12 protein-coding genes are annotated in these 11,495 nt (G+C 64.8%); 2 read left to right on the top strand and 10 right to left on the bottom strand.

All coding sequences use genetic code 11. The features are described from left to right. Positions 1-4 precede the first annotated feature (4 nt). The 3 genes from BM397_RS04800 to BM397_RS04790 all read right to left on the bottom strand — a co-directional run bounded on the left by BM397_RS04800 (position 5) and on the right by BM397_RS04790 (position 3,538). Positions 5-976: an ABC transporter permease subunit gene (locus BM397_RS04800; protein WP_092419124.1), complete on the bottom strand. Its 972-nt coding sequence runs from the start codon at positions 974-976 to the stop codon at positions 5-7. 101 nt (positions 977-1,077) lie between these two features. Then, on the bottom strand, positions 1,078-2,373 hold the full coding sequence (locus BM397_RS04795; protein ID WP_092419122.1) for an extracellular solute-binding protein: 1,296 nt from the start codon (positions 2,371-2,373) through the stop codon (positions 1,078-1,080). Between the two features lie 145 nt (positions 2,374-2,518). Continuing rightward, positions 2,519-3,538, bottom strand: coding sequence for an LLM class flavin-dependent oxidoreductase (locus BM397_RS04790; protein WP_092419120.1), 1,020 nt, complete (start codon positions 3,536-3,538; stop codon positions 2,519-2,521). 516 nt (positions 3,539-4,054) lie between these two features. On the opposite strand from BM397_RS04790, the gene BM397_RS28905 reads away from it, so the two are divergent. After that, entirely contained in the window at positions 4,055-4,627 is a 573-nt protein-coding gene (locus BM397_RS28905; protein ID WP_143015319.1) for a hypothetical protein, read from the top strand. Here the strand turns inward: BM397_RS28905 and BM397_RS04780 are convergent. The 3 genes from BM397_RS04780 to BM397_RS04770 are packed head-to-tail and all read right to left on the bottom strand — an operon-like array spanning position 4,550 to position 7,251. Next, positions 4,550-5,719 (bottom strand): NAD(P)/FAD-dependent oxidoreductase, encoded by a 1,170-nt coding sequence (locus BM397_RS04780; RefSeq protein ID WP_092419115.1) that lies wholly within the window; start codon positions 5,717-5,719, stop codon positions 4,550-4,552. The genes BM397_RS28905 and BM397_RS04780 overlap by 78 nt on opposite strands. A 3-nt stretch (positions 5,720-5,722) precedes the next feature. Then, the gene (locus BM397_RS04775) at positions 5,723-6,046 is read right to left on the bottom strand and encodes a 2Fe-2S iron-sulfur cluster-binding protein (protein ID WP_092419113.1); all 324 of its coding nucleotides are present in this window, start codon (positions 6,044-6,046) and stop codon (positions 5,723-5,725) included. Positions 6,047-6,075: 29 nt separating this feature from the next. Further along, positions 6,076-7,251 (bottom strand): cytochrome P450, encoded by a 1,176-nt coding sequence (locus BM397_RS04770; RefSeq protein WP_092419111.1) that lies wholly within the window; start codon positions 7,249-7,251, stop codon positions 6,076-6,078. 134 nt (positions 7,252-7,385) lie between these two features. Here BM397_RS04770 and BM397_RS04765 point away from each other — a divergent pair, with 134 nt between their 5' ends. Continuing rightward, positions 7,386-8,282, top strand: a complete 897-nt coding sequence (locus BM397_RS04765; protein WP_092419109.1) for a LysR family transcriptional regulator — start codon at positions 7,386-7,388, stop codon at positions 8,280-8,282. A gap of 45 nt (positions 8,283-8,327) precedes the next feature. On the opposite strand, the gene BM397_RS04760 is transcribed toward BM397_RS04765, so the two are convergent. The 4 genes from BM397_RS04760 to BM397_RS04745 all read right to left on the bottom strand — a co-directional run bounded on the left by BM397_RS04760 (position 8,328) and on the right by BM397_RS04745 (position 11,438). Beyond that, positions 8,328-8,885, bottom strand: coding sequence for a hypothetical protein (locus BM397_RS04760; protein WP_092419107.1), 558 nt, complete (start codon positions 8,883-8,885; stop codon positions 8,328-8,330). 120 nt (positions 8,886-9,005) lie between these two features. Further along, on the bottom strand, positions 9,006-9,323 hold the full coding sequence (locus tag BM397_RS04755; protein WP_092419105.1) for a hypothetical protein: 318 nt from the start codon (positions 9,321-9,323) through the stop codon (positions 9,006-9,008). 355 nt (positions 9,324-9,678) lie between these two features. Beyond that, on the bottom strand, positions 9,679-10,089 hold the full coding sequence (locus tag BM397_RS04750) for a hypothetical protein (RefSeq protein ID WP_092419103.1): 411 nt from the start codon (positions 10,087-10,089) through the stop codon (positions 9,679-9,681). Between the two features lie 656 nt (positions 10,090-10,745). Next, positions 10,746-11,438 carry a winged helix-turn-helix transcriptional regulator gene (locus tag BM397_RS04745; protein WP_245695928.1) on the bottom strand — a complete coding sequence of 231 codons (693 nt, stop codon included), beginning with the start codon at positions 11,436-11,438 and terminating at the stop codon, positions 10,746-10,748. Between the last annotated feature and the right edge of the window lie 57 nt (positions 11,439-11,495).

Raw genomic sequence — 11,495 nt, 5'->3', positions numbered from 1 at the left:
GGGCTTATCCGTAGTGCACGCGGCGTTCGAGGAAGCGGAACTGCAGCACGGTCAGCAGCGCCACGACGCCCATCAGGATCACCGACTGCGCCGAGCTCCCGCCGATGTCATTGCCTTTGAACCCGTCGAGATAGACCTTGTAGACCAGCGTCATCGGGTTGTTGGCGGGCTTGTCCTTCACGATGACGTCGATGATCGGGAAAGTGTCGAACATCGTGTAGGTGATGTTGATAACCAGCAGGAAGAAGGCGGTGGGCGCGAGCAGAGGCAGGGTGATGTCCCAGAACCGCCGCCATCCGGACTGCGCGTCGATCAGCGCCGCCTCGCGCACCGAGACCGGCACCGACTGCAATCCCGACAGGAAGAAGATGAAGTTGTAGGGGATCTGCTTCCACACGGCGATGACGATCAGCGCAGTGGCGGTGTCCCAGTAGTTGATGCCGACCTTGAGATCGTAGCCGAAGAAGGCCGCGAGGTCCTTGAGCGGCCCCATATGCATGTCGAAGAACATCATGCCGATCAGCCCGGCGACCGGCGGCGCGATGGCGTAGACCGAGATCAGCAGCGTCTTGTAGCTCTCGGCGCCGCGGATCACCTTGTCGGCCTTGACCGCCAGCAGCAGGCCGATGCTCAGCGCAAGCGTCGTGACCACCACGCAGAAGAAGGCGGTGAAGGCGGCGGTGCCCAAGTATTCGGAGCTGTTCAGCGCGTCGGTGTAGTTTTCCATCCCGACGAAGGTCGAGCCGAAGCCGAATGGGTCCTCGAGATAGAAGGAGGAGGTCACCGCCTGCACCGAGGGCCAGTAGAAGAAGATCACCACCACCGCGAGTTGCGGCAGCAGGAAGAGCCAGGGGGTGAGCGGGCGGTCGAACTGCACGCGCTTGGCGGGATTGGCGGTCTCGCCGGACCACCAGGCGCGGAGGCGCGTGACCAGCGTCTGGTCGGCCTCCACCATGTTGAGCGGGGTATCGGTCACGGGCTGTGTCCTGATCGGGAAAGGCGCCGCCGCGCGGCGCGGCAATGGCATCGGGGCCCCGGGCAGCTGCCCGGGACCCCGGAACTCGGCGGAGCCGGTCCTTAGTTGGCGGTCTTGGCGAAGCGCGCGAGCAGCGCATTGCCCTCTTGCTGGATGGTGTCGAAGGCCGCCTTCACCTCGGTCTCACCCGAGAAGATGCGGTTGAACTCGCGTTCCATCACGGTGCGGATCTGCGGGTAGAAGCCCAGGCGGTAGCCCTTCGACCACTCACCGGTCTCCAGCATCAGCTGCTGGATGCCGACCTCGGCCACCGGCTGCTCGTCGTAGTAGCCTTCCCCCTTGGCCATCTCGTAGGCGGCCTCGGTGATCGGCACGTAGCCGGTGTTCTTGTGCCAGTAGACCTGCGTTTCCGGCGAGGTCAGGAAGGAAAAGAACTGCGCGGTGCAGGTGTTCTGCTCTTCGGGCTTGCCGGCCATGGCGAAGAGCGCCGCGCCACCGATGAAGCTCTGGGTGCCTGCGCCCTCGATGCTGTCCCAATAGGGCATGTACACCGCGTCGAAGTCGAAGTCGGCCGATTTCTGCAGGCCGCCGAAGCTGCCCGAGGAACCGATCCACATGGCGGCCTCGCCCTCTTCGAAGGGCTTGAGGTTGTCGGCCCAGCCGGCGCCGTAGAAGCCGTAGAGACCTTCGTCGGCCCATTCCTTGAGCTTCTCGAACATCATCACCTGGTTCTCGTCGTTGACGATGATCTCGGTGCCCTGGGTGGCGTCATAGCCGTTGTTGTTCGTGGCGAACTGCTGGTTGTTCCGCGACTTGAAGTTCTCGACCATCATCCAGGTCAGCTGCGAGGCGGTCATCGGCAGGTAGCCGGCCTCTTTCAGCTTCGGGGCGACCTCTTCGAACTCTTCCCAGGTCTTCGGCGGCTGCACACCGGCCTTCTCGAAGGCGGCGATGTTGTAGTACATGATCGGCGCCGAAGAGTTGAACGGCATGCCGATGAACTTGCCGTCGCTGTCGGCGTAGAAGTTGCGCACGCCGGCGATGAAGTCTTCGCGGTTGAACTCTTCACCCGCGCCGGTGATCAGGTCTTCGGCGGGGATCGTCGCGCCCTTGGCGGCGATGATCGTCGCGGCGCCGGCATCGAACACCTGCAGGATGTTGGGCTGCTCGCCTGAGCGGAAGGCCGCGATGCCCGAGGAGAGCGCCTCTTCGTAGGTGCCCTTCGAAATCGGCGTCAGGTTGCACTGATCCTGCGCGGCGTTGAACTGCTGCGAGATCTCGTTGATCACCTCGCCGTTGCGGCCGCCCATGCCGTGCCACCAGGTGATGTCGGTTGCGGCGAAGGCGGTCGAGGCCATCAGCATCGAACCGATCGCGAGTCCGGTTGTCTTGAACATTTGGTGTCCCCCGTTCTTGTTCCGCGCCGGGGTAAGCGCGTTCTGTGACGGGCGTGATACCGTGGGATGACACTTGCATGACGTTACGCCATCTCGCGGCCTTGTTCCGCCGCAGTGCGCCCGGCCTCTCGGCCGGGCGCCAGGGTCACCGCCAGCCGAGCGCCGGCGCGACTTCGGTCAGGATATTTTCGATCACATGAGAGTTGTAGTCGACGCCCAGCGAGTTGGGGATGGTCAGCAGCAACGTGTCGGCTTCCTTGATCCCCTCATCGCCTTTCAACTGCTCGATCAGCTTGTCCGGCTCGTCGGCGTAGGAGCGGCCGAAGATCGAGCGCTGCTGCTCGATGAAGCCCACCGAGTCCTGCTCCTTGCCGCCGCGGCCGAAATACATCCGGTCCTCGTCATTGGTGATGGCAAAGATCGAACGGCTCACAGAAACCCGCGGCTTGCGGGAATGGCCCGCGGATTTCCACGCCTCGCGGTAGGCGCGGATCTGCTGCGCCTGCTGGATGTGGAAGGGCTCTCCGGTCTCGTCGTCCTTGAGCGTCGAGCTCTGCAGGTTCATCCCCAGCATGGCGGCCCATTCGGCGGTCTTGTTAGAGCCCGCTCCCCACCAGATGCGGTCCTTCAGCCCGTCGGAATGCGGCTCCAGCCGCAGCTTGCCCGGCGGGTTGGGGAACATCGGACGCGGGTTGGGCTCGGCGAAACCATGGCCCTCGAGCATTTGCAGGAACACCTGCGCATGGCGACGGCCGAGATCCGCATCCGTCTCGTCCTCTGCCGGGGCGTAGCCGAAATAGCGCCAGCCCTCGATCACCTGCTCGGGGCTGCCGCGGCTGATGCCCAGCTGCAGCCGGCCCTGACTGATCAGGTCGGCCGCGCCGGCATCCTCGGCCATGTAGAGCGGGTTCTCGTAGCGCATGTCGATGACGCCGGTGCCGATCTCGATCTTCTTGGTGCGCGCCCCGACGGCGGCGAGCAGCGGGAAGGGGCTGGCATGCTGGCGGGCGAAGTGGTGGACCCGGAAGTAGGCCCCATCGAGGCCCAGCTCCTCGGCGGCCACCGAGAGGTCGATGGCCTGCAGCAGGGCGTCGGAGGCGGTGCGGGTGGCCGAGCCGCGTTGCGGGGACCAATGTCCGAAGGACAGGAAGCCGATCTTTTTCATAGCGATACTCCTCGGGCGGCTGCGGCAGGGGACATCCCAGCTGCCGGGCCCGTTTGGCGCATAGCTAGTCATTGCAGAGGCCACCCCGCAAGCCACGGGCCTGTTTGCCGAAGCGCAGGTGCTGTGCGCGCGGTGCCGCCACCCGCATGTCGGCGCGATCTGCATCCCCGCAGCCGCCCCCATGATCAAGCCCCCCTACCGTGCGCGCTGCGTGACCCGCAGTAGGCTATCCCGCGGGGGTGCAGTCTCGACAATGACTGCCTGCCCGCACCGGGCCGGGGCAGAGCCTGACGGTAGCGCACAGCCTGCCGCCTGCCGTCAGCTCCCGGAGCGGCAGGCGCACCGCCCCGCTGCCATGGCAGCCGGATGAAAGAAGTTCTGGTGCGGCAACCTCTTTCGCAGCTCGGGGGCGGGGGCCATGGCCGCGCCTCCGGACTGACGCTCACAAAAGCCGTATGTGCAACCGCCGGACGTGCGGGATACCCGCGTCAGACCCGACGCCGGAAAGGAAATCCGATGTCCTGGTTCGATGTTACAGGCTGGCTCTGCGCGCTGCTGCTCGCCGGCGATCGCAATGTCGGCATGCCCTCGGTGAACCGCGCTCCGGAGCCTACCGCGCCAGAGGACACTCTCATGGCCTTTGCGCCCGGGCAGCTGATCTTCCTGCGTGGAGACCTCTCGATCACGTCTACCTGCTGGAGGAGGGAGAGATCGAGTCGCCCGCATTGGACATCACTCTTGGCCAAGATGCGCTTTTCGGGGAAATGGCCCTGTTCGGACGCGGCAAGGCACGCCCCCACCGCGATCTGCCGCCCGCCCTGCCGCGTGGTCGCGCTCGACGGAGCCTGTCTCATGTGGACTTTCGGCCTGCACGCCGACTTCGGGGGCTACGTGGTGCGCTTTATCGCCAAACGACTGGTGGGCGGCAGCCGGACGCGTCCGGACCTCTACAGCGACTTTTCCGCCGGGGATCTGCCCTCCGGACCGCGCGACCGAAGCGGCACTGCCGCATCAGACCTCCGCCAGATCAAAGCCTGCCGCTTCCAGATCCCGCCGCAGTACCGGGGCTCCCGCGAGCCGCTTGCGTGACAGCATGTGCGTGCGCGCGTCGTTCACCGTCTCGACCGCCGAGAGCCGGTCCCCGGCAAAGCGGAAGATGGCCCCGTCCGCGCGCGTCACCGTGGCGTCCCCGGCGGCCGCGAGACCGGCGATCTGCAGCTTGCTGTCGGCCTGATCCGACCAGAACCACGGCACCGCATCGTAGGGCGCTTCCGCCTTGCCCGTCAGCCGCTTCGATATGAGCCGCGCGTGGTCCGTGGCCGCCTGCACCGACTCCAGCCGCACCGGGCGTCCGGTGGCCGGGTCGGGGAAGACGGCGCAGTCGCCGAGGGCCGAGATCCCCGGATCCGCGGTCAGCATATGCGCGTCCACCACCACGCCGTTGTCCACCGCGAGCCCCGCCGCTGCAGCGAGCTCGGTGTTGGGGGTCACCCCGGCAGCCATCAGCACCAGGTCCGCCGCGATCCGGGTGCCGCCCGCCAGCGAAATGCCGTCCGCCCGCACCTCGCAGACCGGATCGCCAAGCAGGACTTCCGTGCCCATGTCCCGGTGCATCCGGAGAAAGCGCTCCGAGGTTTCCGGCGAGACCGCCCGGGCCATCAGCCGGGGCGCCGCCTCGGCGACGGTCACCTCGTGCCCGAGGGCCCGCGCCACGGCAGCAAATTCAAGCCCGATGAAGCCGCCGCCGATGACCGCGCAGCGCATCGGCCTGTCGAGCGCGTCGCGCAGCCGCGCCGCATCTTCCAGCGTGCGCAGGTCGAGCGCCAGCTCCGCGCCAGGGATCGGCGGGCGCAGGTTGCGCGTGCCCGTGGCAAGGATCAGGTGGTCGTAGGAGAACACCCGCTGCCCCGCCTGAACGGTCCTTGCATCCCGGTCGATGCGGTCGACCAGGGTGCCGCTGACCAGCGTGATCTGCTTCTTCTCGAAGAAGCTCTCGGGGCGCAGCTGCAGCGCGCCCGCATCACCGGACTTCAGATAGGCCTTGGACAGCGGCGGGCGCTGGTAGGGCAGTCCCGGCTCGGCACCGATCAGCGTTATGTTGCCCTCGAAACCGTCCTGCCGCAGGCTCATGCCCGCCTGCAAGCCGCCCTGCCCCGCGCCGATGATGACGATGTCCTGCATCGCTCAGGCCTGCTCCTCGGGCAGGTGCACGACCAGCCCGTCGAGCGCCTCGGTGAGCTTGATCTGGCACGACAGGCGCGAGCTCGGTTTCACCTCATCGGCGGCGCAATCGAGCATGTCGTCCTCGCCGTCGTTGCGGGCACCGGTGGCCCCGGTCCAGTCCTCGTCGACGTAGCAATGGCAGGTGGCGCACATCATCGCCCCGCCGCATTCGCCGACGATCCCGTCGACATCATTGTCGAGCGCGGTCTGCATCACGTTGCTGCCGGGTTCGGCATCGACATCGGTGCGCGTGCCATCGGCCGCGACATAGGTCACCTTGACCATGAGTTCCTCCTCCTAGAAACTTGCCCCGCTCAGTTGAGCGTCACCGGCATACTGAGCGGCCCGCGGAAGCCGAAGCCGTGCCAGACGATCGCCTCGGGGTCCGGCAGGCTCATGTTCGGGAAGCGCTCGAAAAGCTCCGGCATCATGATCTCGCCCACGGTGCGGCGCGCGATATGCGCCCCGGCGCAATGGTGCGGGCCGGTGCCAAAAGCCTGATGCGGGTTCTTGTCGCGGAAGACGTGGTAGTCTTCGCCCTCCTCGAACAACTCCTCGTCGCGGTTCGCAGAGGCCTGGATGCTCATCACGATATCCCCTTTGGGAATGTCGATGCCGCCAATCTCGGTGTCTTCCATGACCAGCCGCGACGAGGCCTGAATCGGTGCCACCCAGCGTATGCCCTCCTCGAAGGCCGCGCCCCAGGCTTCCTGCCGGCGGACTTCCTCGAGCTGATCGGGGTTGGTCAGCAGCCCGTAGACGATGGTCGCCATGGCGTCGCGCGGCTCGTTGATGCCGCCGCCGATGGCGATCTTGATATTGGCGACGATCTGGCTCCACGGGATCGGGTCCGCCGCATTGACCATCAGCGACAGAGCCGAGTCGTTGGGCTCGGCCCGCAGCCGCTCGGCGCAGGCCGCGATATGCACATCCATCTCGTCGTTCGCCTTGTCGGTGATCTCGAAAAGCTTGGGATCCCAGCCGAAATTGCCCGCGCCGTCGATGAGCTGCTGCGACCAGCGCATCATCTCCTCGTCGCTGGCCCCTTCGAGGCCGAGGATATGGGTCAGGATGCGCGCCGAGACCGGGGCACAAATCTCGCTGTAGAGATCCACCGTCTCGCCGCGCGGCAGCCGGTCGAGGTAGCGGTCGGTGATGTCGCGGTAGAGCTGTGCCCAATTGGTCTTGATGACCTTGGGCGTGAAGGCCTTCTGCATAGCCATGCGCTCGCGGCGGTGTTCCTCGCCGTCCTTGCGCATCAGCGTGTGCGCCCGGAAGGCCGGCTCCATCGGCGTGGTGGGATCGTTCGAGCTGAACCGAACCACATCGTCCTTCACCATCTTGGTGTGGGCGGCCTTGGTCAGGAACGTGCGCTTGACCGAGGGCACCCGGACCACGGGCGTCTCGGCCCGCATGCGGCGATATATCGGATAGGGGTCGCGAACCAGATCCCCGATTGAAACAGTCTCATCAACTGGTGCCAGTGGCATGGTTGACGCCTCCTCCCAAAGAACGTGCTTCCGGCAAGAGGCCATAGGCCGCGCCCATCGCGCAACCTGATCGTTACGATATCATTGATCTGAAAATTCGATAGAGTTAGGCCGGATGCAGAGAGGAGGCCCCGATGATCGACCCCCAACAGCTGGATTTTCGCAGTTTCCACGTGCTCAGCGTGGTCCACCGCGAGCGCTCGTTCAGCCGCGCCGCCGAGGTGCTCGGGACCAGCCAGTCGATGGTGAGCTATGCCATCGAGAAGCTGCGCAAGGTCTTCGACGATCCGCTCTTCGTGCGCGAGGCCGGCCGCACGCTGCCGACCCCCCGCTGCGAGGAGGTTGTGGCCTATGCGGTTGACCTTATTGCGGGGTTCGACACGATCCGCGCCCGTCCCGCGTTCGACCCGGCCACGGCAGGTGACAGGGTCACGATCGCCTGCAACTACTACGAGCGCAGCTTCATGATCCCGCCGATCATCACCAACCTCCGGCGCGAGGCTCCGCGCCTGCAGATCGAGGTCGTGGATGCCTCCGGACAGGGCCACCAACGCCTGCTCGACGGCGAGGCCGACCTGCTCATCGGCCCCTACCGGCGGCAGGATGCCTCCTTCTACGAGCGCATGGTGCTCACCGATCGCTACGCCTGCCTGATGGACAGCGCCCATCCCGCCGCCGGCCGGACGCCCACATTGCAGCAATATCTGGATTTCGAGCACATCTTCATCACCTACGGCGGGCGCTGGGTTTCTCCCTACGTGAGCGAGATCGAGGCTGCGGGGCACAGCCTGTCTGTGGCGCTGCGAGTGCCCAGCCCGGCGGGAATCGACAGGCTGGTGGCGGGGTCGGACCTCGTGGCGACGGTCCCGCGGCGGCTGGCGATCCTGCAGGACCCGTCGCTGGCCATCGTCGACTGTCCGGTCGTCTCGACGATCGAGGTCAAGATGGTCTGGAGCGCCCGGACCCATCAGTCCGCCGTAATGCGCTGGGTCCGCGATCTGGTTTCGCGCACGATTGCCGGGCTTGCCTGAGCTCGACCACCGTCAAGCGCAGCGTGTCCGTGCCCGAGCGCCTGTTCACCGCGCGGCGGACAGGACGCGGAGCCAGCGGAAGACGAACATCAGCACAAAAGTGGTGACAATCAGGCCGATCAGGTCACCGACCGCGTAGACCGTCAGCACCGCATAGGAATGATCGGGCAGCACCGCTCCCGAGAAGACAAGCGACTGCCCGACGGAATTGATGACCGATGCCACCGTCCCCGCCAGAAGAAGCCACTTCCAATGGATAACCGCCTGCTGCCTGGCATAGATCCGATGCCCTGCCAGCGCGACCGCCTCAAAGGCCAGCAACGCCGAGGCGGCCCCCACCGCGATCGACAGAAGGATCACCGGCTCCATCGCCACGCGCAGCTCGGCGGGCGTGAAGAGCACTTCCGAGAGGAAGGCGCCGACGCAAAGCGGCAAGAAAGCCACCTTTCCCATCAGCCATGTCGACAGCACGCGCACCCCGTGCGGCAGGTAGACGAGGCTGGCGAATGCGGTCACATCGGGCAGAAACCGCATCTGCAAGGGCGTGACGAGCATCGCCGTCAGCCCGTGCGCGAGGATGTAGGCCAGCACCACCACCGCCATGTTCAACGCAGCGGTCACGCCGCCACCCCGGGGATCAGCGTGAAGGCTCGTAGCGCATCGAGGGCGTTTCGCGAGGGGCGTGCGGGGCTCATCGGTGCGACCGTTTCTGTGTGGCGCGGATCAGCGCAGCGGCAGCGGCGCGCCGACCAGATCGCTGCGCACGATGTAGGATTTGGCCTTGGTGTCGGCGGCCCGCTCGAGCAGTCCGCGCGCAAGCAAGGTGCGCAGGGCACGGTAGAACGTCGCCTGCGCTGCCGACCGGACGAGAGCATGCTCGCGAATCTGCTCCGAGCTGATCACGTCGCCTGGGCGCTCGCAAAGCCCATGCGCAGCCAGCAGGACGTCACGCTCGAAACGGCTGAGGTCCTCGAGGCCGACGTCGCGTTCGAGCTGCCGCAGCATCTCGCGCAGGTGCAGAATTGAGCTAAGCTTGTCCATCCGAACACTCATCCTACAGTGCGGCGGCCAGGTCAACAATGTCACGCTTCCGGTCAGAAATGACTTTATCGAAATGATAAACTCTTGGAGGTCGTTTGCCCCCGTGCTACCGAGTCGCCGCAACGTCAGGTAACGAGTGGCTTGTGAGTGAGTTCCGTGAGTGGTGGCGTAGCATCCCATTTTATCAGCTTCCGCCTTGGCTGCCTTGGGCAGTCAAGGCGTATTTCCCCAAAGGCTCAAGGTCCGGAACAGCTTTGGCGGTGCGGAGATCGCGCGTCGCTTCAGGACCAAACGGTTCGCGAACGCGTGCTGCGCCGTCGCCGACCGCCGGTCAGGCTCACATGCGGCCGAAGATTTACCTCTCGCAGAGCAGGTCCCTGACGACGGAGAGATCGGTGTATTTCTCGTAGAGGCTCATGATATATCGCGCAGATGCGATCACCGGCTGGCCGCGGTTGGCCTCCGCATTCCGAGTGAAGCGGCCGTAGAATTTTCCTTTCTCGTCAACGATGACCAAGCCTTCGCCCGCGTCATTCCAGGGACTGTCCTCGCTGTATTTCGACCCGAATGCCCCATGCATATTCCAAATGCTATTGGCCATCAGTCGTGATCCGTAATCGCCCAGATCGTTGCAGACTGCCTCTGGCTCGGCGCGGTCGCAGGTCAGGCAGCCCGCAAATTTCTGCTGTGTCTTCGCGTCAAAAAGCAGCAGCTCGATACCTCCGGCCCGCGCGAATGACGGTGCCAGAAGCCACAGCACTGCCATTAGCCTCACTATCCACATGCACCCAACTCAAAAAAACACCACGTGCGCACAGGAACTCTTGTGCAACACGATACCCTTGGACGTCCATATTTTATCAAAAAGATACAGTTGTTGAATCAAACATGAGGGATTTTTTCAACACCAGACCCGAGCGAATAAAATCACATTAGATGTATCCAGAATATTTCTTTTAAAGCCCTCCAACACGTCAAATATTCAAGAAAGCAAATCACTTCTGGAACGTGTGGTTCATCCATCACCCATTGCGCCCGGAGCGCCAGATTGATGTGCCCTTGCGTTAATAGACCGGACAATTCCCCCTGGCGCTGGCGCTGCACGGCGATATCCCGAAAATACCCATATCAGCGAGCCTACGTCCCTCCCCCCGCTCGCCGACGCTTCCGGAGAGCCCGCCGGCTGCATGACATGCACACCGCAGGGCCCATTTGCTCCACGCGATGATGTCTCCCCCGCTGAAAGTCGGGGATGCGGCGACCGCGGATACCCAAGGGTGGATCGCCGACTGCAGGCGGCTTGTCAAACAGCGGCTCGGCCTCAAAGCCCACAAGACCATCGCAAGAAGGTCCGGACCACCCCCGCGCGAGCCAAGCACTGCGCCCCGGCTGACCCGACCGCACTGGCGGGCCGGGTCCGTGCTACTGCGCCATGCGAGGCTGCGGCGCGAAGACGCTCAGCTTCAACCAGGACTTCAGCCGCGCCTCGAGTTCCGGCACCGCATCGATCCGGATGTGGCCGCCATCGATCTCGTCACGTAGCTTCGACAGCCCCATCCAGACAGAGGTCATGGCCCTGAGGTCGGCAGTGACGAGGATGTCGATCTCGTACCCGGGATCGAACTTGCACAGATCCGTGTCCTCGGCACCGACAACGAGCCACCAGTCGCGCAGATTTTCTCCGATATCGGGGTACAGAAACTGAATCGTGCAGCGGCTGTCGGGGCGCGGATCCGGGTCGAAATTCCGCCTGATGTCCCACATCAGCAGCGAGGGGTCGAGGTTACGCAGTGACAGGCGCGACTCGACCCAGCGCTGCCCCCAGCTGCCGATGCCCATCACGATCGGGCGCAGTTCCTCGCCGGCGGGCGTCAGGTGATATTCCTGCGTGCCGCGCGGGCCCGGCTCCGCCCGGATCACCCCCGCAAGCTCCAACTCCTTGAGCCTCTTCGACAAAAGGCTAGGAGACATCTTCGGAACGCCCTTGCGAATATCGTTGAAGCGCGTCGAGCCGCAGAGAAGCTCGCGCACCACGAGCGGCGTCCAGCGCGTGCAGAAAACCTCTGACGCCATCGCGATCGGGCAGAACTGGCCATAGAGGTTGGTGATCTCCATCCGCGCATCATAACAGAGCCGGTACATTTCCTGAACTATCGCGACGCGCGCCCGGTC

Source organism: Alloyangia pacifica (assembly GCF_900116195.1).
GTDB lineage: Bacteria > Pseudomonadota > Alphaproteobacteria > Rhodobacterales > Rhodobacteraceae > Salipiger > Salipiger pacificus.
Note: the sequence above shows the minus strand (reverse complement) of the source record. Positions and strands in the feature narration are given on the sequence as shown.

Coding starts and splice junctions, on each gene's coding strand:
- BM397_RS04775 (WP_092419113.1), bottom strand. CDS start 6,046: ATGGTCAAGGTGACCTATGTCGCGGCCGATGGCACGCGCACCGATGTC.
- BM397_RS04760 (WP_092419107.1), bottom strand. CDS start 8,885: ATGGCGGTGGTGGTGCTGGCCTACATCCTCGCGCACGGGCTGACGGCG.
- BM397_RS04770 (WP_092419111.1), bottom strand. CDS start 7,251: ATGCCACTGGCACCAGTTGATGAGACTGTTTCAATCGGGGATCTGGTT.
- BM397_RS04750 (WP_092419103.1), bottom strand. CDS start 10,089: ATGGCAGTGCTGTGGCTTCTGGCACCGTCATTCGCGCGGGCCGGAGGT.
- BM397_RS04745 (WP_245695928.1), bottom strand. CDS start 11,438: ATGGAGATCACCAACCTCTATGGCCAGTTCTGCCCGATCGCGATGGCG.
- BM397_RS04755 (WP_092419105.1), bottom strand. CDS start 9,323: ATGGACAAGCTTAGCTCAATTCTGCACCTGCGCGAGATGCTGCGGCAG.
- BM397_RS28905 (WP_143015319.1), top strand. CDS start 4,055: ATGTCCTGGTTCGATGTTACAGGCTGGCTCTGCGCGCTGCTGCTCGCC.
- BM397_RS04795 (WP_092419122.1), bottom strand. CDS start 2,373: ATGTTCAAGACAACCGGACTCGCGATCGGTTCGATGCTGATGGCCTCG.
- BM397_RS04790 (WP_092419120.1), bottom strand. CDS start 3,538: ATGAAAAAGATCGGCTTCCTGTCCTTCGGACATTGGTCCCCGCAACGC.
- BM397_RS04765 (WP_092419109.1), top strand. CDS start 7,386: ATGATCGACCCCCAACAGCTGGATTTTCGCAGTTTCCACGTGCTCAGC.
- BM397_RS04780 (WP_092419115.1), bottom strand. CDS start 5,719: ATGCAGGACATCGTCATCATCGGCGCGGGGCAGGGCGGCTTGCAGGCG.